The sequence below is a fragment of the Rhizobium rhizogenes NBRC 13257 genome (genome assembly GCF_000696095.1).
In the GTDB taxonomy this organism is placed as follows: domain Bacteria; phylum Pseudomonadota; class Alphaproteobacteria; order Rhizobiales; family Rhizobiaceae; genus Rhizobium; species Rhizobium rhizogenes.
Map to the genome: position 1 here is coordinate 266,605 of NZ_BAYX01000009.1, position 20,616 is coordinate 287,220.

18 protein-coding genes are annotated in these 20,616 nt (G+C 61.2%); 7 read left to right on the forward strand and 11 right to left on the reverse strand.

Annotated features, from left to right (window positions below):
• Positions 1-251: 251 nt before the first annotated feature.
• The 3 genes from RRH01S_RS34490 to RRH01S_RS22060 form a co-directional block, all read right to left on the reverse strand.
• Complete coding sequence (locus tag RRH01S_RS34490) at positions 252-395, reverse strand: hypothetical protein (RefSeq protein WP_007700089.1); 144 nt, start codon at positions 393-395, stop codon at positions 252-254.
• A 175-nt stretch (positions 396-570) separates the two neighbouring features.
• Entirely contained in the window at positions 571-1,083 is a 513-nt protein-coding gene (locus tag RRH01S_RS22055) for an ankyrin repeat domain-containing protein (RefSeq protein WP_007700092.1), read from the reverse strand.
• 73 nt (positions 1,084-1,156) lie between these two features.
• Positions 1,157-2,341, reverse strand: a complete 1,185-nt coding sequence (locus RRH01S_RS22060; protein WP_037222205.1) for a BaiN/RdsA family NAD(P)/FAD-dependent oxidoreductase — start codon at positions 2,339-2,341, stop codon at positions 1,157-1,159.
• Between the two features lie 135 nt (positions 2,342-2,476).
• Between RRH01S_RS22060 and RRH01S_RS22065 the strand changes: the two genes are divergently transcribed.
• The 5 genes from RRH01S_RS22065 to edd all read left to right on the forward strand — a co-directional run bounded on the left by RRH01S_RS22065 (position 2,477) and on the right by edd (position 9,543).
• Positions 2,477-3,913 (forward strand): glutamine synthetase family protein, encoded by a 1,437-nt coding sequence (locus RRH01S_RS22065; RefSeq protein ID WP_007700098.1) that lies wholly within the window; start codon positions 2,477-2,479, stop codon positions 3,911-3,913.
• A gap of 13 nt (positions 3,914-3,926) precedes the next feature.
• Positions 3,927-5,225: an NAD(P)/FAD-dependent oxidoreductase gene (locus RRH01S_RS22070; RefSeq protein WP_007700101.1), complete on the forward strand. Its 1,299-nt coding sequence runs from the start codon at positions 3,927-3,929 to the stop codon at positions 5,223-5,225.
• A 129-nt stretch (positions 5,226-5,354) separates the two neighbouring features.
• Complete coding sequence (gene zwf / locus RRH01S_RS22075; RefSeq protein WP_007700104.1) at positions 5,355-6,830, forward strand: glucose-6-phosphate dehydrogenase; 1,476 nt, start codon at positions 5,355-5,357, stop codon at positions 6,828-6,830.
• Between the two features lie 10 nt (positions 6,831-6,840).
• Positions 6,841-7,539: a 6-phosphogluconolactonase gene (pgl, locus tag RRH01S_RS22080; protein ID WP_007700106.1), complete on the forward strand. Its 699-nt coding sequence runs from the start codon at positions 6,841-6,843 to the stop codon at positions 7,537-7,539.
• Between the two features lie 180 nt (positions 7,540-7,719).
• Positions 7,720-9,543: a phosphogluconate dehydratase gene (edd, locus tag RRH01S_RS22085; RefSeq protein WP_007700108.1), complete on the forward strand. Its 1,824-nt coding sequence runs from the start codon at positions 7,720-7,722 to the stop codon at positions 9,541-9,543.
• 46 nt (positions 9,544-9,589) lie between these two features.
• Here edd and RRH01S_RS22090 read toward each other — a convergent pair whose 3' ends face one another.
• On the reverse strand, positions 9,590-10,495 hold the full coding sequence (locus RRH01S_RS22090; RefSeq protein WP_012650956.1) for a DUF3313 domain-containing protein: 906 nt from the start codon (positions 10,493-10,495) through the stop codon (positions 9,590-9,592).
• 204 nt (positions 10,496-10,699) lie between these two features.
• Here RRH01S_RS22090 and RRH01S_RS22095 point away from each other — a divergent pair, with 204 nt between their 5' ends.
• On the forward strand, positions 10,700-11,290 hold the full coding sequence (locus RRH01S_RS22095) for a TetR/AcrR family transcriptional regulator (protein WP_012650955.1): 591 nt from the start codon (positions 10,700-10,702) through the stop codon (positions 11,288-11,290).
• Positions 11,291-11,329: 39 nt separating this feature from the next.
• Here RRH01S_RS22095 and RRH01S_RS22100 read toward each other — a convergent pair whose 3' ends face one another.
• The 6 genes from RRH01S_RS22100 to RRH01S_RS22125 form a co-directional block, all read right to left on the reverse strand.
• Complete coding sequence (locus RRH01S_RS22100) at positions 11,330-11,683, reverse strand: hypothetical protein (RefSeq protein WP_042474266.1); 354 nt, start codon at positions 11,681-11,683, stop codon at positions 11,330-11,332.
• 199 nt (positions 11,684-11,882) lie between these two features.
• Positions 11,883-12,974 (reverse strand): ABC transporter ATP-binding protein, encoded by a 1,092-nt coding sequence (locus RRH01S_RS22105; protein ID WP_042474225.1) that lies wholly within the window; start codon positions 12,972-12,974, stop codon positions 11,883-11,885.
• Positions 12,975-12,995: 21 nt separating this feature from the next.
• Positions 12,996-14,648 carry a beta-galactosidase BglA gene (gene bglA / locus RRH01S_RS22110; protein ID WP_007700121.1) on the reverse strand — a complete coding sequence of 551 codons (1,653 nt, stop codon included), beginning with the start codon at positions 14,646-14,648 and terminating at the stop codon, positions 12,996-12,998.
• Between the two features lie 42 nt (positions 14,649-14,690).
• Positions 14,691-15,854, reverse strand: a complete 1,164-nt coding sequence (locus RRH01S_RS22115) for a carbohydrate ABC transporter permease (RefSeq protein ID WP_007700124.1) — start codon at positions 15,852-15,854, stop codon at positions 14,691-14,693.
• 1 nt (position 15,855) lies between these two features.
• Complete coding sequence (locus RRH01S_RS22120; protein WP_007700127.1) at positions 15,856-16,872, reverse strand: carbohydrate ABC transporter permease; 1,017 nt, start codon at positions 16,870-16,872, stop codon at positions 15,856-15,858.
• A gap of 132 nt (positions 16,873-17,004) precedes the next feature.
• The gene (locus RRH01S_RS22125) at positions 17,005-18,366 is read right to left on the reverse strand and encodes an ABC transporter substrate-binding protein (RefSeq protein WP_007700130.1); all 1,362 of its coding nucleotides are present in this window, start codon (positions 18,364-18,366) and stop codon (positions 17,005-17,007) included.
• A 309-nt stretch (positions 18,367-18,675) separates the two neighbouring features.
• On the opposite strand from RRH01S_RS22125, the gene RRH01S_RS22130 reads away from it, so the two are divergent.
• Positions 18,676-19,701 (forward strand): LacI family DNA-binding transcriptional regulator, encoded by a 1,026-nt coding sequence (locus RRH01S_RS22130; protein ID WP_042474268.1) that lies wholly within the window; start codon positions 18,676-18,678, stop codon positions 19,699-19,701.
• Positions 19,702-19,707: 6 nt separating this feature from the next.
• Here the strand turns inward: RRH01S_RS22130 and folD are convergent, their stop codons facing one another.
• Complete coding sequence (folD, locus tag RRH01S_RS22135; RefSeq protein ID WP_042474230.1) at positions 19,708-20,607, reverse strand: bifunctional methylenetetrahydrofolate dehydrogenase/methenyltetrahydrofolate cyclohydrolase FolD; 900 nt, start codon at positions 20,605-20,607, stop codon at positions 19,708-19,710.
• Positions 20,608-20,616: the final 9 nt, after the last annotated feature.

The window sequence follows — 20,616 nt, forward strand, 5'->3', positions numbered from 1 at the left end:
GACGGGGTCCTGAACGATGTCAGGCGGCAATCATTGCTTCTGCTTCACGTTGTGGAAGCGGCCCCAGAAAATCTGCGCAGATTGTGAGTTTGATAGATTAATTTTCGGATAAGGGGCGATGGCAGCCCTTGGCACGAGGAAGAGCACAAGAAAACAGGCGATGCGACGGGTCAGCCGAAACAAGACGTGGCGCGTTTGCGCAAGTCGTTCGCCGGGGGAAACGGCGAAATCAGCCGATCGGGCCGATGATATCAGAAGCCGCGCACTGCGAGGTAAGCGATGCAGGCCGCCGTGGCGCCTGTTGCGAGCATCAGCAGCCTGACGGCCACCAGCTTGGCGTTGTCACGGGTTTGAGCAATTGCAATGGCGCGAGCGCGACGTTGTGTTCTGTTCATGAGCCTATATCCCATTTTCGCACTGACACGATAACCGGCAACAGGCCGTTCCGGCAACAGGCAATGTAGAAAATAAAGATGTAGGAAAAGAAAACGCCAAAACCAGAGGTTAGTCACAATTGCCGCACCTTTCGAACATTTGCCCGAAAAGTGCGGACCTCCGTGGGGTGTAATTCTACTTCAGCAACGCCGCAATCGTGGGATCGGTCGCCATTTCAGCAGCAGTCTTGCCGGAAGAGGACTTGATGGTCTTGTCGGCTCCATCCTTCAAGAGCGCCTTGACGATGGTCGGATCTTCCTGCTGTGCCGCCATATGCAGCGGCGTCCAGCCATCATAGTCACCGCGCACATTGACGTCGGCGCCCTTGGAGACCAGCAGATCCACCATGCTGGCCGGGCCGTAATAGGCGGCTGTGTGAAGCGGATACCAGCCTTCGGTGGTCTTCATGTCCAGCTTGGCGCCGCAAGCGAGCATCTTCTTGACGATATCGCCCTTCTTGTCGCGGATCGCCAGCGCGAAATTGGTGTCGCCGCCCGCGTCCTGGCCGTTCGGATCCAGCTTCTTGCATGCCGCAGACGCAGCGCCAGCGTCCGGCGCCGTGACGGCGATGAAGCCGAGGGACAGCATCAAGGCTGCCGCCACGCCAGGAAGAGTTGCGGATCGGAATGTCCGGGTCTTGAACGTCATTATCGCCTCCATCGAATATGTTCGTCGCTGGAGACGCTCCTTGCCTGCTTCCGGATCCATTGGCAAGGCCACGTCAGGCCGCCTCGCCGGCAACATGGCCGGAGGCCCAGGCCCATTGGAAATTATAGCCGCCGAGCCAGCCGGTGACATCAACGCATTCGCCGATGAAGAAGAGGCCGGGGATGGTTTTCACCTGCATCGTCTTGGAATCGAGGCAGGTCGTGTCGATACCGCCGAGCGTGACCTCGGCCGTTCGATAGCCTTCCGAGCCTGAGGGCTTGACCGGCCAGGCCTGGACGGCAGCGGCAAGCTGCTGCAGCCGCTTGTCGCCCTGGTCGGCCATATTGCCCGACATGCCCTCTCCCTCGGCGAAATGCTGCGCCAGCCGCTTCGGCAGGATTTCCGCCAGAGCGGTCTGCGCCGATTGGCGGCCATTGGCCTGCCGCGCCGCCTTCAGCATGACAAAAACATCCACATCGGGCTCGATCGCCACCGTGATCTCATCCCCTTCCCGCCAATAGGAGGAAATCTGCAGGATCGCCGGACCGCTGAGGCCCCGATGGGTAAAGAGCAGAGCTTCACGGAACGCCGTCTTGCCATGGCGGATTTCGACGGGCGCGGCGATACCGGAGAGCGGCGCCAGGCGCAGGAGAAGCTGGGGATCGAGGGTCAGCGGCACCAGGCCAGGACGCGTCTCGATGAGCGGCAGGCCGAATTGTTCGGCGATACGATAGGCAAAGCCGGTGGCCCCCATCTTCGGGATCGACTTGCCACCGGTGGCGATGACCAGCGAAGCCGCTTCGAAGGTGCCTTCCGAGGTCACGACGCGATAGCCTCCGCCAGCGACAGGCTCGATCGTATTGATTTCGGTGCGCAGCCGCAAATCCGCGCCGGCCGATCGCATCTCGTCGGTCAGCATGCGGATGATGTCCTTGGCGCTGTTATCGCAGAAAAGCTGGCCGAGCGTCTTTTCATGCCAGGCAATGCCATGGCTCTCGACCATGGCGAGAAAATCCCTCGGCGTGAAGCGCGCCAGAGCCGACTTGGCGAAATGCGGATTGGCGGAGAGGAAATTCTTCGGGCCGGCATGGATGTTGGTGAAATTGCAGCGCCCGCCGCCGGAAATGCGGATCTTGTCGCCCGGTGCGGCGGCATGGTCGAGCACCAGCACGGAGCGCCCGCGTTGGCCGGCACGAATGGCGCACATCATGCCCGCGGCGCCCGCGCCGAGAACGATCACATCATATTTGCCGGCCAAGTTTCATTCCTTCATCGATTATCGCGCTGCGTGACTATTTTTCCATCATATGGCGAAAGCCGGAGCGGTCCCCCCTCGCCAATTGGCAAACTGCCGTTATGATGCAATCTCCGATCCACGCAAATACGGTGTTTTATGCCTTCGAAAAAGACCCCGCTGAAAGCTTCTAAGCCGGTCTCGAAAGTCGCTACAGTTCCCCGCAGTCTACGATCGGCACGCGGCGTGGCAAATTGGAAGGAAGCAACCCAGTGGCTGCGGGCGCGTGGCATCGAAGATATTGAATGCATCACGCCGGACCTTGCAGGCGTTCCGCGCGGCAAGATGATGCCGACCTCGAAATTCACCTCCAACACCTCGCTTGCCTTGCCCTCGGCGATCTATCGCCACACGATCTCGGGCGAATATCCCGAAGAAACCGAAAACTTCCGCTATGAGCCGCGCGACAGCGACCTGAAGCTGGTGCCCGATCTCTCGACGCTCTCCGTTGTGCCCTGGGAAACCGATCCGACGGCGCAGGTGATCTGCGACATCGTCAATTCCGAGGGCGAGGCGGTGTCCTACACGCCGCGCAACCTGCTGAAGCAGATCATGAATCTCTACAAGGAGCGCGGCTGGAAAGCAGTGGTGGCGCCGGAGATCGAATTCTATCTCGTCGCCAAGAATGACGACCCGGACTATCCGCTTCATCCGCCGAAAGGCCGCTCCGGCCGTTCGATCCTCGGTGGCCAGGGCTATTCGATCGCCGGCATCAACGAATTCGACGAGCTGATCGACGATATCTATCACTTCTCGGAAAAGCAGGGCCTGGAGATCGACACGCTGATCCATGAAGAGGGTCCGGCACAGCTTGAAATCAACCTGCGCCATGGCGATCCGATCGAGCTTGCCGACCAGGTCTTCATGTTCAAGCGCACCATCCGCGAAGCGGCGCTGAAGCACGGCATCTATGCCACCTTCATGGCCAAACCGATGCAGAGCCAGGCGGGCTCGGCGATGCATATCCACCAGTCGGTGGTCGACATCGAAACCGGCAAGAACGTCTTCACCAATCCGGACGGCAGTCCGTCGCAGGAATTCTTCCACTTCATCGGCGGCATGCAGCGCTATGTCCCGAATGCGCTGGCGATGCTGGCACCTTACGTGAATTCCTATCGGCGTCTGGCGCCGAACATGTCCTGCCCGGTCAACAATGCCTGGGGCTATGACAACCGCACCACGGCCTTCCGCGTGCCGGTCTCCGATCCGCAGGCCCGCCGCGTCGAGAACCGGCTGCCGAGTTCCGACGCCAATCCGTATCTCGCGCTTGCCGCCTCGCTCGCCTCCGGCCTGCTCGGCATCATGAAGAAGGTGGAGCCGACGGCGCCGACCGAGGATTCGGCCAACGAAGGCTCGATCGACCTGCCGCGCGGCCTTCTTGAAGCAATTGCGCTGCTGGAGGGCGAGCCGGCCTTCCATGAAGTCCTCGGCAAGGACTTCATCGACATCTACGCCGGCGTCAAGCGCGGCGAGTTCGAGACCTTCATGCAGGTGATCAGTCCCTGGGAGCGGGAATTCCTTCTGCTCAACGTGTGAGGGAGGACCACCCATGACATCGCAGGACGCATGGCAGAGCCCGATTGCGCCGGGGCTTTCCTGGTATCAGGCAACCGTCGGGCCTCGCCCGGCCTATCCCAAGCTCGACGGCTCGCGCCGCGCCGACGTCGCCATCATTGGCGGCGGCTATACCGGCCTGCAGGCCGCCTATAATCTCGCCAAGGGCGGTGTCGATGTCGTGCTGATCGACGCCAACCGCTTCGGCGACGGCGCCTCCGGACGCAATGGCGGCCAGCTCGGCACCGGCCAGCGCTGGTGGCCGGAGGAGCTGGAAGAGAAGATCGGCTATGAACGCTCGAAGGCGCTCTTCGACCTTGCCGAGGATGCCAAGCGGCATCTGCTCGATTTCGCCACCGAGCATGGCATCGACATCGACTTCATGCCGGGCCAGATGAATGTCACGCACAAGCCGAGCTACAAGCGCGCCTATATGGAGAACGCGGACATCGCCGCGACGCGCTACGACTATCCGCATGTCAGCTTCATGGACACGGCGGAGACCCAGGAGCGGCTGGGCTCGAAGCGCTATCTCTATGGCGTCAGAGACATGGGCACCGGCCATATCCACCCGCTGAAGCTGCTTATCGGCTTGGCGCGTGTGGCTGCGGCCGCCGGCGCTTCCCTCTTTGAGATGACGCCGGCAAAGGCGATCAGACAATCGGGCGGCAAGACGCTGATCGAGACCGATGGCGGTGTGATCACCACCGATCGCGTGCTGATCGCCTGCAACGGCTATATCGGCAATCTGGAGCCGGTGACCGCAAGCCACGTCATGCCGATCCGCTCCTTCATCGGCGCGACGGAGCCGCTGGATAAATTTCCCGATGTGCTGCCCGGCGGCGAGGCGGTGGCGGATTCACGATTCGTGGTGCGTTATTTCCGCAAATCGAAGGACGGGCGGCTGCTGTTCGGCGGCCGCGAGGCCTACACGGCCGACAATCCGCGCGACATAACGGAGCATATCCGCCGCCAGATCGCCGAGATCTATCCCGCACTCGACAAGATCGACATCACCCATGCCTGGGGCGGGTCGGTCGGCATCACCATGCCACGCCAGCCTTTCGTGCGCGACGTCATGCCCGGCGTGACCTCTATCGGCGGCTATTCCGGACACGGCGTCATGCTGTCAAACTATTGCGGTAAACTCTATGCGAAAACGGTCCTCGGGAACGCCGACGATCTCGCGCTTTTCAGGGCGCTGAACATCCCGCCGTTTCCCGGCGGTGCCCGCATGCGGGCGCCTCTGCTGTTCCTGGCGCTCTCGTGGTTTGCGTTGCGCGACAGGTTTTAGATACGGAACGGATTTCCTCTTTCGGCAATCCGCTCTAAAAACCGAGTCTGAATTTTGCGATGCACACTGGCCTTTTTAAATCGATTAGATTAAAAGGGGCCTCAACCAAGACCGATTGAGAGATACCTCATGAGCAGCCAAATCATTCCCGTTGAACCTTTTGACTATGTCGTTTTCGGCGGCAGCGGCGACCTTGCCGAGCGCAAGCTCCTGCCCGCTCTTTATCATCGCCAGATCGAAGGCCAGTTCTCCGAGCCAACCCGTATTATCGGCGCATCGCGCAGCGCGCTGTCGAATGAAGAATACCGCAAATTCGCCGACGCCGCCCTCAAGGAACACCTGAAGAAGGGCGAATATGACGAGGCGGAAGTCAAGAAGTTCCTCGCCCGCCTATTCTATGTTCCGGTCGATGCCCGCAGCGACGCCGGCTGGGATCAGCTGAAGAAGATCCTCGACGAAGGCAAGGACCGCGTGCGCGCCTTCTATCTCGCCGTCGCTCCCGGCATTTTCGGCGACATCTCGCAGAAGATCCACGACCACAAGCTGATCACCAAGCAGACCCGCATCGTCGTTGAAAAGCCGATCGGCCGCGATCTCGCCTCGGCCCTGCAGCTCAACGACACGATCGGCAAGGTCTTCAAGGAAGAACAGATCTTCCGCATCGACCACTATCTCGGCAAGGAGACGGTGCAGAACCTGATGGCGCTGCGCTTCGCCAATGCCCTCTACGAGCCGCTGTGGAACGCCAATCACATCGACCACGTCCAGATCACGGTTGCGGAATCGGTCGGCCTCGAAGGCCGTGCCGGCTATTACGACACCGCCGGCGCGCTGCGCGACATGGTGCAGAACCACATCCTGCAGCTCCTTTGCCTGACCGCGATGGAAATCCCCTCCTCGATGGATTCCGAAGCCGTCCGCGACGAGAAGCTGAAGGTGCTGCGCGCACTGAAGCCGATCAACGCCTCCAATGTCGAGCAGGCGACGGTTCGCGGCCAGTACCGCGCCGGCGCATCCTCGGGTGGTCCGGTCAAGGGCTACCTCGATGAACTCGAAGGCGGCGTTTCCAACACGGAAACCTTCGTCGCCATCAAGGCCGAGATCGGCAACTGGCGCTGGGCCGGCGTTCCCTTCTACATCCGCACCGGCAAGCGTCTTGCCGGCCGCATGTCGGAGATCGTCATCACCTTCAAGCCGATCCCACACAATATTTTCGACCAGGCCGCCGGCCGTACCGTCGCCAACCAGCTAATCATCCGCCTGCAGCCGGACGAAGGCGTCAAGCAGTCGCTGATGATCAAGGATCCGGGTCCGGGCGGCATGCGCCTGCGCAACGTCTCGCTCGACATGAGCTTCGCCTCGGCCTTCAACGTCCGCAATCCGGACGCCTATGAACGCCTGCTGATGGACGTTATCCGCTCGAACCAGACGCTGTTCATGCGCCGCGACGAAGTCGAAGCCGCATGGGATTGGGTCGACCCGATCCTCAAGGGTTGGGAAGAAGCCGGCCAGCAGGTGCAGGGCTATACCGCCGGCACCTGGGGTCCGAGCCAGGCCATCGCTCTGATCGAGCGCGACGGCCGCACCTGGCATGACGATATCTAGGACGGTGACGATGACAGCGAACATGCATGCTTTCGCCAATGGCGCCGAACTCGCCGGCAAGCTCGCGGACAAGGTGGTCGAGGTTCTCTCGGCCGCCATCAGCGCCCGCGGCTCCGCAAGCATCGCGGTCTCCGGCGGCTCGACGCCGAAGGCCTTCTTCCAGGCGCTGTCATCGCGTCCGCTCGACTGGGGCAAGGTGACGATCACCCTCGTCGACGAACGGTTCGTGCCGGCGGACAATCCGCGCTCGAACCACCTGCTCGTCCAGGAAAACCTGCTGAAGGACAAGGCCGCATCGGCGCAGTTCCTTCCGCTCTACCAGGCCGCGGCGTCCGCTGAGGAAGCCACCGTCATCGCCACGGAAAAAACCAGGGGCGTCGGCCATCCCTTCGATGTCGTCATCCTCGGCATGGGCAATGACGGACACACGGCCTCGTTCTTTCCGGGCGGCAGCAATCTTGCGACCGCCCTTGATCCGAAGACCCCGCGCGGCATCATCACGATGGAAGCCGAGGGGGCCGGCGAGCCACGGCTGACCTTCACCTTCTCCAGCCTTCAGGATGCCCGATTGCTGGTGCTCCATATCGAGGGAGAGGGCAAGAAGGACGTTCTCGCCAAGGCCGAGGCACCGGGAGAAGAGACCGAAATGCCGATCCGCGCCATGCTGCGCCGGGCCGCTTCTCCGGTCGAGATTTACTGGGCTCCCTGACACGACCGAACGGTCGTCATCGGACCCTGAATGACACAGCAACGGCTGCTGCGCCACGCGCCCGAAAGGGCGTGCCGGCATAGCAGTGACATTTCAAGCCTGCGCTTGATCCTTTCCCTAGACAAGATCGAAGGTGATCTTTCGGGACCAAGCGCAAGAACAGCCGGAGGCAGATCGACCATGGCCGCTGACGCCCGCATATCCGCGATTACCGCACGTATCGTCGAACGTTCGAAACCAACGCGCGAGCTCTATCTGGAGCGCCTGCGCAACGCCGCAACCAAGGGCGCGCAGCGCTCCGTGCTCGGTTGCGCCAACCTTGCCCACGGCTTCGCAGTCTGTTCCCCCTCCGAGAAGGAGGCACTGGCGGGCGACCGCGTGCCCAATCTCGGAATCATCACCTCCTATAACGACATGCTCTCGGCGCATCAGCCCTTCGAGACCTATCCCGCGATCATCCGCGAGGCGGCGGCGCAGGCCGGTGGCATCGCGCAGGTCGCCGGCGGCGTGCCCGCCATGTGCGACGGCGTCACCCAGGGCCAGCCGGGCATGGAGCTGTCGCTGTTCTCTCGCGACCTGATCGCCATGTCGGCCGGCGTCGGCCTGTCGCACAACATGTTCGACGCGGCCGTCTTCCTCGGCGTCTGCGACAAGATCGTGCCCGGTCTTGTGATTGCTGCCCTCTCCTTCGGCCATCTGCCGGCCGTCTTCATTCCGGCGGGACCGATGACCACGGGCCTGCCGAACGACGAGAAGTCGCGGGTGCGTCAGCTCTTCGCCGAAGGCAAGGTCGGCCGCGCCGAGCTGCTGGAGGCGGAATCGAAGTCCTATCACGGCCCCGGCACCTGCACCTTCTACGGCACGGCCAATTCCAACCAGATGCTGATGGAGATTATGGGCTTCCATATGCCCGGCGCTTCCTTCGTCAATCCCGGCACGCCACTGCGCGAAGCGCTGACCCGCGAGGCGACGAAGCGGGCGCTTGCCATCACCGCCATGGGCAATGAATTCACGCCCGCCGGCGAGATGATCGACGAGCGCTCGATCGTCAACGGCGTCGTCGGCCTGCATGCAACCGGTGGCTCGACCAACCACACGATGCATCTGGTCGCCATGGCGCGCGCGGCCGGCATCGCCCTCACCTGGCAGGATATTTCAGAGCTGTCGGACATCATTCCGCTGCTCGCCCGCGTCTATCCGAACGGTCTTGCCGATGTGAACCATTTCCATGCCGCCGGCGGCATGGGCTTCCTGATCAAGGAGCTCCTGAAGAAGGGAATGCTGCACGACGACGTCCGCACCGTCGCCGGCCAGGGGCTTTCCGCCTATTCGATCGAGGTGAAGATCGGCGCCGATGGCGGCGTGGTTCGCGAACCGGCACCGGAAAAGAGCGGCGACCCAAAGGTCTTGTCGACCATCGACGCGCCGTTCCAGGGCAATGGCGGGCTGAAGATGCTGCGCGGCAATATCGGCAAGGCGGTAATCAAGATCTCCGCCGTCAAGCCGGAGCGTCATATCATCGAAGCGCCCGCCGTCATCTTCCACGACCAGCTGGAGATGCAGCAGGCTTTCAAGGACGGCAAGCTGAACCGCGATTTCGTCGCCGTCGTCCGCTTCCAGGGGCCAAAGGCCAACGGCATGCCGGAACTGCACAAGCTGACACCTGCCCTCGGCGTGCTGCAGGACCGCGGCTTCCGCGTGGCGCTTCTGACCGACGGGCGCATGTCTGGCGCGTCGGGCAAGGTTCCGGCCGCAATCCACGTCACGCCGGAGGCCATCGACGGCGGCCCGATCGCCCGCATCCAGGAGGGTGACATCATCCGTATCGACGCGATTGCCGGCACGTTGGAAGTGCTGGTCGACGCCGCCACCATGGCCGAACGCCAACCTGTTGTCGCCGACCTCTCCGAGAACGAGTTCGGCATGGGCCGCGAACTCTTCGCCCCCTTCCGCCGTGCCGCCGGCCCGGCCGATCAGGGCGCCAGCGTCCTGTTCCACCACTAAAACCTACCCGCTTTCAGGCGCTATCGCCTGAAAGCGGGTAAAATGCTTACGAGGCGTTCGGCGCAGTTTTGTCCGTCCATTTTGGCGGAAGCCCTATCCGTTCCCCGATGAAGCCGGCAACGCCCGGCGACTTTCCGAACACCTTGCACGCCTCGTATTTCGGCGCGCGCCCGACGAGGCCTGCCAGCTTCGCCCGGGATGGAAAAGGCATCGTTCCGAACGGCGTCCTGCCCTTGACGAGCATCTTGCTAAAATCGCTGCCGAACTTCGCGGCGAGGCTATAGGCATCCCCCTCCTTGGCGACGGTTCCCGAATCGAAAAACGCGTTCGCACCGCGCCCCCAGATCATCACCGCCTTCTGCGCGCCTTGACCGTCGATCGCCTCGGCCTCGAGTGACAGGCTGCCCATTCCGATCGGGATCCGGGGAACAGGAACGGGCACGCCCGGCAGCAGCACGCTTTTCGCCACCGACGCCACTTTCGACGCGCCGACCGCCGTCGTGTTGGTCGGCTTGACCTGCGTGACCACGGCACGAACGGTCAAATCCGCCGGCTCCGACAGGCCGACGATGACGAAGCGCTCGCTCAATCCCGAGCAAAGCGTTCTATCAACAGCATTGGTGACGAGGTTTCGCTGCGCGGGCGTGAAAGCAGCGCTTTCAGCCCGCATGGAAAAGGCGGTCGGAATGATCTTTACGGTCTTCGCCGCAAGGATCTCATCCTTGTTCACCTTGAGAAGCGAGCGGGTTACCATCCCGTCCGATTGTTTCAGTCCATCATAGGATCGCAGGGAACCCGCGCGGTCCAGGGGTGCCGACGCACAGCCGGCAACCATAAAACTGAGAGACGCGACCGTCGGCCAGACGGCGAGCAGTCCCGCTCGACGTGCTCTGGAGGGGATCGGACCATGCACTGCTGTCGTATCGCAATTGGAAATCGGGTTGACTGGCATGGCGTACCGGTTCTCCTTTGCCTGCTTCAGGCATCTCGAGTTAACATTAATTATTACACTTGGTGTAAAAATTAATGTTGGCAACTTTGCGGCAACCATCGAGCGAGACGGACGAATTATTTCACCTGGAATGAAAGTGGCAAAAAGCCGGGAGCAAGTCCCGACAGGTTTGTGTGTCGCGACAACTTATGACAAAATATTTCAATGCATGACGCCCCCTCAAAACCGGAAGGCCTGCGCGAGCGAAAACGCCGCTTGACGTTTCAACGCATCGCGGATGTCGGAATGAAATCCTTTCTTGCAAAAGGCTATCAGGAGACGACCCTCGACGAGATCGCGGCCGCAGCCGGCATTTCCCGGCGGACCTTCTTTTATTATTTCAAAAGCAAGAACGAGATTCTTCTGGCGCATCAGCGCGGCTATATAGAAGCCCTCAAGACGTCGGTCTTGGAGAGCGCATCGGCCGGGCGACCGCTTGAGATCGTGCATCAGGCGCTGCGCAAGCTCATTGAACGTGTCCAGACCTCCCAGCTCCTCGCAGTTGCCCGACTGCTGCGACAAAGCGATGCGTTGCGTGTCCGCACGCGTAGCGACTATCTGGGACTTGAACAGGCCGTCTACGAGAGCCTATGCGAGCTGTTTCCAGCTATGGATCGTGACGAACTACGGCTGATTTCCATGATATCGGTGAGCCCCCTTCGCCTTGCCGTCAACAAATGGCTTCAGGAGGATGGCCAGCACCCACTGATGGGTTATCTTGAGGACGCGCTCAGAAAATTCCGGACGGCGGTCTGACCGACCGAATACCGCTTGGACGCCACTGGCTGACTTTGATCAGGCGCGGATATCGAGCACGCGGTCGCGATGCGCCGGATGCGTGCTGTAGACGAAGATCTTGTTCATCTCCTTCTCCGACAGCAGCCGCAGGAAGCGGACCTCCACCGTATTGTTGGAAAAGATCTTCATCAGCACGCAGCCAATCTTGCTGATGCGGGCATCGGGGATGTCGAGATAAAATTGCTTCGGCAGATTGAACTGCGTGAGGATCGCCAGAATCGCGCAGGTCTGCGAGATGCGAATAATGTCGCAACGGCGCGAGGCCAGATTCATGACGCCTTTTTGGGTGTACTCGATCCGTGCCGCGTTCATCGTGTCCTGCATCCTGTACCGCACCTCACGGTCGTACATGAAGGACTCTTCCTTATTGAGAAAATGCTGGCCTGAATTCGCTGCGCCGCGAGCTGCCATTGCCGTAAATCCCTAGAGTAGCTTACGGATCACACGCTACCAGCGGGTATTTAACAGAAGGTTTGGAAGCGCTAGCCCAAGTTGCATTTATTTTATGAATTTGATCGGGCTAGCGCAGCTGCACCCTTGGCAAGGTGCCTTATTGCTTACGGTAGGTATGGCCTTCGGCATCGAAGAGATGCAGCTTCTGCCGGTCGGCCGCAAAGCGCATCTTTTGCCCGCGCTTGACGTCCGCGATGCCGGGGATCTTAACGATGATCGGCTCGCCGTCCACCAGACCCTCGATATAGAGCTGCGTGACTTCGCCGAGCGCTTCGACGATCGAGACCTCGCCTTCGAAGAGGTAATTCTCGTCGGTGGCGACCCGCAGGTCTTCCGGGCGAACGCCGAAGCTCGCGGTCTTGCCGCGCTCGGAGGCCGCCGTCGAGATATCGAGGGTCACCGACTTGCCGCCCGTCAGCGTCACCGTCGTCTTTTCGCCAGCCTCGGTCATCGTCGCCGGGATGATGTTCATGGCCGGCGAGCCGATGAACTTTGCGACGAAGAGGTTGGCCGGATGCTCGTAAAGCTCAAGCGGTGCGCCCACCTGCTCGACCCGGCCGGCCGACAGCACGACGATGCGATCGGCAAGCGTCATGGCTTCGACCTGGTCGTGGGTGACGTAAATCATCGTGGTCTCGGGCATGGATTCGCTGAGCTTGGCGATTTCGATGCGGGTCGCGACGCGCAAGGCCGCATCGAGGTTCGACAACGGCTCGTCGAAGAGGAAGACCTTCGGGTTGCGGCAGATGGCGCGGCCAATGGCAACGCGCTGGCGCTGGCCGCCCGAAAGTGCCTTGGGCAGGCGCTCGAGATATTGCGTCAGCTGAAGGCTCGCCGCCGCAGCGCGAACGCGGCGGTCGATCTCCTTCTTGTTTTCCTTGGCGATCCGCATGCCGAAGGCCATGTTGTCGTAGACCGTCATATGCGGATAGAGGGCATAGGACTGGAAGACCATCGCGATGCCGCGCCTGGAGGGCGGCACTTCGTTGACCTTCTGCCCCGCGATGAGCATGTCGCCGGCGGTGATGCTCTCCAGACCGGCGATCATGCGCAACAAGGTGGATTTGCCGCATCCGGAGGGTCCAACGAAGACGATGAACTCGCCTTGCTGGATCTCCAGATCGATGCCGTGCAGGACGTGCACGCTTCCGTATGACTTACGGATGTCCTTTAGAACCAGTCCCGTCATCTCTGCCCTCCTCCCAGGCACTCAGGCCAGACGCGCGAAATAAGCGCCCCAGGCCGGAATATCGATCTTGTTGCCGTAATTGTTGCTTGCAAAACCATGGCCGGTCAGGGCCTGCCAGTTCCCCTCGGGCAGGGCCGCGGCCGCCTCCGTGGCGCTCATGTTGAAGACGCAGAGAATGGTCTCGTCGTCATGGCGGCGCGTATAGATCAGCACGTCGTCCTGCGGCTCGACGAAAGCAATCTCGCCCTTGGCAAAGGCCGGATGCTGCTTTCGGAAGGCCAGGAAACGGCGGTACTGCTCCAGCACCGAATTCTCGTCGCCCTGCTGCACGCTGACGGCGCGCAGAATGTGTTCCACCGGCACCGGCAGCCAGGGCTTCACCGTCGAGAAGCCGCCCTGCGCCATCTGGCTGTCCCAGACCATCGGCGTGCGGCAACCGTCACGGCCCTTGAATTCCGGCCAGAACTGGATACCGTAGGGATCCTGCAGATCTTGATAGGAGAGCTCGGCTTCCGTCAGGCCGAGTTCCTCGCCCTGATAGATGCAGACCGAGCCGCGCAACGTCAGAAGCAGGGCCGCATATTGCTTGGCGAAGGCATCGCGGTCGGCAACCAAGTTGCCCCAGCGGCTGACATGGCGCACCACATCATGGTTCGAGAACGCCCAGCATGCCCAGCCGTCCGGCGCAGCCGCGCCGAAATCGTCCATGACCTCTTCGACACGGTCCGGCGACAGCGCATCCGGCGACAGGAACTCGAAGGCGTAGCACATATGCATCTTATCATCGCCGGCGGTATATTCGCCGACGATCTCAAGGCCGCGCTGACTGTCGCCGACTTCGCCGACAGCGGCGATTGCCGGGTATTCATCGAGCACGGCGCGGAAGCGCTTCAGGAATGCCAGGTTCTCCGGACGGTTCTTGTCGTAGAGATGCTCCTGGAAATTATACGGATTGACCGCCGGTGCGGTCGAAGCGTTGCGGCGCGCCGGCTCGAGCGCCGGGTTGTCGCGCAGTTCCCTGTCGTGGAAATAGAAATTGATGGTGTCGAGGCGGAAACCGTCGACGCCGCGATCCAGCCAGAAGCGCACGACATTGAGCAGACGATCCTGCACTTCAGGATTATGCAGGTTCATGTCCGGCTGCGAAGTCAGGAAGTTATGCATATAGTACTGCATACGGGTCGGATCCCACGCCCATGCCGAGCCGCCGAAGATCGACAGCCAGTTGTTGGGCGGCGTACCGTCCGGCTTGGCATCGGTCCAGACATACCAGTCGGCCTTGGGATTGTCCTTGCTGGAACGGCTCTCGACGAACCAGGGGTGGCGGTCGGAGCTGTGCGACAGCACCAGGTCGATCATCACCTTGATACCGAGACGATGCGCCTCGCTCATCATCACATCGAAATCGGCAAGCGTGCCGAAGATCGGATCGACATCCTCGTAATCGGAAACATCGTAGCCGAAATCGCGCATCGGCGAGGTGAAGAACGGCGAAATCCAGATTGCGTCGACGCCGAGGGCCGCGACATGCGGCAGACGGGCGGCAATGCCCTTGAGGTCGCCGATACCGTCGCCATTGGAGTCCTGATAGGAGCGCGGATAGATCTGATAGATCACGGCTCCCCGCCACCAGTCCTTGTCCACGGTCGCAATCGATTGAGAGGCAATGCTCATTCTGTATAGGTCCTGTATGAATACTTAAGCTGAGGTCTTTGATCAGCCCCCCTTCACCGACCCGGAGAGCAGACCACGCACGAGGTAGCGCTGCAGACCGAAGAAGACGAGGAGCGGGATCAGAATGGTGACGAAGGCCGAGGCCGTCAGGATCTCCCAATTGCCGCCGCGCGAGCCGAGCAGCGCGTTCAAGGCGGCAGTGAGAACCAGGTGATCCTTGTCGGTGCCGAGGAACACCATGGCGATCAGAAGGTCGTTCCAGACCCAGAGGAACTGGAAGATCGCGAAGGAGGCGAGCGCCGGGAAGGATAGCGGCAGGATGATCTTGACGAAGATGTCGAAGTCGCTGGCGCCGTCGACGCGGGCGGATTCGATGATCTCCTTCGGCAGGCCGGCGATATAATTGCGCAGAAGATAGATGGCGAGCGGCAGACCGAAGGCCGTATGCGCCATCCAGATGCCGGGATAGGTCTTCGACGGCACGCCGAACATCTGGCCGATCTCGTTATAGATGCGCAGCAACGGGATCAGCGACATCTGCAACGGCACGACGATGAGGCCGACCACAAGTGCGATCAGCAGCGCGCGGCCGGGAAACTCCATCCAGGCGAGCGCATAGGCCGCGAAAGCCGCGATCAGGATCGGGATAACCGTCGCCGGAATGGTAACCGTCAGCGAATTGATGAAGGACTGGCCGACGCCCTCGCCCGTCAGAACGTTGCGATAATTCTCCAGGGTGAATTGCGGCGGTGTGGCGATGGTCAGATAGATGCGCTTGGCGCGCGCATCCGCCTCGAAAGCCCCGTTCTTCTGGTAGCGGTAGCTGCCGTCGGCATTGACGATGAGCGTCTCGCCATTGCCGAGGTCGGCGGCCGAGCCGACCTTGTAAGCCGCCGGTTCCTGTACGCGCATACCGAAGGCTTCGATCCTGCCGTTACCGCTATTGCCTTCGCCGGCAACCGTACCGGCGATGACGTAATTGGGGCCATCCTGCACCGCCTTGTCGGGGCCGGCCAGGCGCACGGCCGCCGTCTGCGATGAGCCAGAGAAACCCGTCCACCAGCCGGAGACGACGATCTGGTCCTTGTCGCGGAGCGCGGTGACGAAGATGCCGAGCGTCGGCAGCAGCCAGAGAAGGACGATGACCAGAACACAGAAGTGAACGAAGAGGCGGGCGGGGCCGATGCGGCCGAGGTTTCCAATCATGTCAGCGCCCCTTCGTTTCGGCGTTCGCACGACGGATGTTCCAGATCATAATCGGCGTCACCGCCGCCATAATGACAAGCGCGATCACGGCACTGCGGCCGGAATCGCCGCCGCCGCGGAACATCCAGTTGAACATCAGATTTGCCAGAACCATCGTGTTCCACTGGCCGTTGGTCATGGTCAGCACGATGTCGAACACCTTGAGGACGAGGATGGTGATCGTGGTCCAGACGGTGGCGATCGTGCCCCAGACCTGCGGCACCATGATCTTCCAGAAGATCTGCCAGCCATTGGCGCCATCGATGACGGCCGCTTCGATGGTTTCCTCGGAAATGCCGCGCAACGCCGCCGACAGAATGACCATGGCAAAGCCGGTCTGGATCCAGATCAGCATGACCATCAGGAAGAAATTGTTCCAGAAGGGGATGGTGATCCAGACTTCCGGCGTGCCGCCGAAAAGCTGCACGACCGCGTTCAGGAGGCCGATCTGCGTGTCGGTGCCGCCGCGATACTCGTAGATGAATTTCCAGATGACCGACGCGCCGACAAAGGAGATCGCCATCGGCATGAAGATGACCGCCTTGGCGATGTTGCCCCACCAGATGCGGTCGGTCATCACGGCGATCACCAGGCCGAAGAAGGTGCAGGCAGCCGGCACGACGGCAAGCCACAGGATGTTGTTGAAGATCGACTGGCGGAATTCCGTGTCGTTGAAGGCCCAGACATAGTTGGCTGCACCGACGAACTTACTGCCGTCAGGACCATAGAAGGACAGGATGAAGGTCGCGACCACCGGATAGACCAGATAGACGGCAAGCAGCAGGAGTGCCGGCCCGAGGAAAAGCCAGGGACGGATCAGTCCGCGACGACGCAGATTGACTGCGACCCGGTGGACATCGTCACCCTCTTTTGCCGGGAAAATCAGGTCCAGCAACTTGTTGGAAAACAGAAAATACGCGGCACAGACGGCAACGCCGAATATCATGGCTCCGACCGCCGACAGGATCTGCGAAATCATCTTTCCCTCCCGATTTTTTTGCTTGCTCGAAGCCATCCGCCCGGCATCGTCGGCGCTCTCCAGGGCACCGATCGTCGCAAGGCAGATCGGCATCGCCGAGAGATACCGGCGATGCCTTTGCGCAATGTCAGACTACTTGATGCCGTCCCAAGCCTTCTGGATCGCGTCAGCCGAGTCCTGCGCCGACTTGCCGCCGACGAAGTCCACCATGCCGGTCCAGAACGCGCCCGCACCGATCTTGCCCGGCATCAGGTCGGAACCGTCGAAGCGGAAGGTCGTGGCGGTCGTCAGCAGTTCGCCTTCCTTCTTCATCGTATCGTTGGCGTAGGTGGCCGTGTTGACGCCCTTATACGGAGTCAGGAAGCCGGACTGCGCCATCCAGACTTCCTGGGCGATCGGCGTCTGCAGGAACTGGATGAAGGCGCGCGCAGCCTTCGAGTCCTTGGTGATCGCCGCCAGCGTGCCGGCACCGAGAACCGGCTTGCCGAGCTCCGGATGCGCTGCATAGGGCGGGAAGTAGAAGAAGTCCGCATCCTGGCCGAGCTTCGTGCCCTCCGGGAAGAAGGACGGAATGAAGGAGGCCTGCTTATGCAGATAGCACTTCGGCGGAACCGCGAAGAGGCCCTTCGGGCTATCGCGGAAGTCGGTCGAGGCGACGGCGGCGACACCACCGTTCACGTATTTGGCATTCTTGGCAAACTTGCCGAATTCGTCGATGGCGTTGACCACCTTCGGATCGTTGAACTTCAGGCTGTTATCGACCCAGCCGTCATAATCCTGCGGCGATACGGTACGCAGCATCAGGTCTTCGACCCAGTCGGTCGCCGGCCAGCCGGTGGCGCCGCCCGAACCGAGGCCGATGCACCAGGGGGTGCCGCCGTCCTTGACGATCTGGTCGGAGAGCTTGAACAGGTCTTCCATGGTGGTGGGGACCTTGTAACCGGCTTCCTCGAAGTTTTCCGGCACGTACCAGACGAGCGACTTCAAGTCGGCCTTGTACGGGAAGGCATAGAAGGCATCCTTGCCATCCTTGCCCTTATAGGTGCCATAACCGACCCAGCTATCGCCGGCGCCGTAGTTTGTCTTGACCCAGGAGGCCAGATCGTCACCGAGCGGCGCCAGATAACCCTTGCTGGCGAGGTTGGCGAGCAAACCCGGCTGCGGCAGGATCGCGACGTTCGGCGGCGAGCCGGCCTGGGTGTCGATGACGATCTGCTGCTCATAGTTTTCCGAAGATGAATATTTTACGTTCGCGCCGGTCGCCTCGGTGAAATAATTCAGAACGCTGGTGAAGAGTGCTTCATCCTCGCCACGCCAAGGACCGAAGATGGTCAGCGTCTCGCCCTTCAGATCCGCGTGGGCGGACTTGAAGTCGTCATAGCTCTTCCAGTTGAACTTCGCATCCTGACCGGGCTGGAATTTCAGATCGGCCGACATCGCCGTTCCGGCCGCCAGGGCGGCAGCGGCAACTGTCATCAAAAACAACTTCTTCATGTGGTTGTCCTCCCAAATACAAATCTTACGAGCCGAGCACATCCCGCGTGCTGTGCGCTCATTTTCTCAAAGCGCTTTGGCTACTCACTCATCCCATTGCAGCCGACGCGGAGTCAAGCGATTTTGCGTATTTGGCCGCAATGCACAGCATATCTCGCGTTGCAGCATGAAATGGATGGCAATATTTCGCTATTTGTCTTGTTTCAAATGCGTGTCTTGCTACATAGTTAAAAGCGCTTTGGAAGCCGGTCGCCTGGCGGGAGGGATTTGGGCGTCATCGCGGCGGGGGAGATGGAGGAGCCAAATCAAGTGAATCTGAAGCAGCTATCGCAAATGCTCGGCCTGTCGCAGACCACGGTCAGCCGCGCGCTGAATGGGTATCCGGAAGTCAACCGCGAGACCCGTGAGCGCGTGCTCAAGGCGGTTCAGGAAACGGGTTATCGGCCCAACAAGGCAGCGCAGCGGCTGGCAACCGGCAAGGCCGGCTCGATCGGCTTGGTCATGCCGACCGCGCCCGGCAACCCCACCGACCTGCATTTCGGCGAGTTCCTGACCGGGCTTGGCGAAGAGGCGCTGCGGCACGATTTCCATTTCGTCGTGACGCCCGCCGATCCGAACGACGAGGTCGGCGCATTGAAGCGGCTTGCCGTCAGCGGCAATGTCGACGCCCTGTTCGTCAACTATATGCGCGGCCACGATCCTCGCCTCGACATGCTGAAATCGCTCTCCATGCCCTTCCTCGTACATGGGCGGTCCATCGGCTCGGAGCCGGATTATCCCTTTCTCGACATCGATAACGAAGCGGCCTTCTACGACGCCACCAAGCTGCTGCTACAGCTTGGTCACAGGCGTTTCGCGCTACTGAACGGCCCCATGTATCTCGATTTTGCGATCCGGCGGAAAAACGGCGTAGACGCCGCCCTTGCCGAGCGCGGTCTGGCGCTGGACGAAGCCTGTATCAGCCATACGGCAATGACCGATGAACAGGGCCTGCTCATCATGGAGCGCATTCTGCAACTCGACAAACGGCCGACCGCCATTCTTTGCTCCAGTACCGTGCTGGCGCTGGGCGCGGTGCGCGCCATCAACCAGGCAAAACTGAAGCTCGGCGAGGATATCTCGCTGATTGCCCATGACGACGTGCTGACGCTTCTGAAACCGGAGAATTTCACCGTGCCGCTGACGACCACGCGCTCGTCGCTGCGCGCTGCCGGCGTACGCATTGCCGAGCGGCTGATCGCCGGGATCAAGCATACGGAGACATTCCCTGAACAGGAGCTTTGGAAGACCGAACTAATCGTTCGCGCCTCGACCGGCGTGGCGCCGGCCGAATAGTTCAAATCAGAATTTCGGCGCACTCTTGCCGGCTGCCCGATACGCGGCGATGACGGTATTGGCCATCAGCATGGCAATCGTCATCGGCCCGACACCACCCGGAACCGGCGTGATGGCAGCAGCAACATCAGAGGCTTCCGCATAGGCGACATCGCCCACCAGCCGCGTCTTGCCCTCGCCCCGCTCGGGTGCCGCAATGCGGTTGATGCCGACATCGATGACCGTCGCGCCGGGCTTGATCCAGTCCGCCTTGACCATCTCAGGCCGGCCGACAGCGGCCACCAGAATATCCGCACCTCGTGATACAGAGACCAGATCCTTCGTCCTCGAATGTGCCGTCGTCACCGTCGCATTGGCATTCAGCAGCAATTGCGCCATCGGCTTGCCGAACAGGTTGGAGCGGCCGATGACCACGGCATTCAGACCCGACAGGTCCTCGCCGTGGATGCGGCGGACCAGAAGCATGGCGCCGGCCGGGGTGCAGGAGATCAATCCCGTTGCCAGATCGCCGGTGGCAAGCTTGCCGGCATTGACCACATGCAGTCCGTCGACATCCTTCTCCGGCCGGATCGACTGGATGATCGGCTCCGAGTTCAGATGCTTCGGCAAAGGCAGCTGTACCAGGATGCCATGGATGGACGGGTCTTCGTTCAGGGACTGGACGAGGCTTGCCAGTTCCTCCTGCGTCGTCTCGGCCGGCAGCGTGTGCTGGATGGACTTGAAGCCGCATTCCTTGGCCATCCTGCTCTTCGAAGTCACATAGCTGTGGCTGGCCGGATCATCCCCGACGATCACCACCGCAAGACCGGCCTTCACACCCGCATCCCTCTCCAGAGCAGACGTTGCCGTCTTCACCGCCTCGATCACCGAAGCCGCCACCTGCTTGCCGTCGATCACAGTCGTCACGCGTCTCTC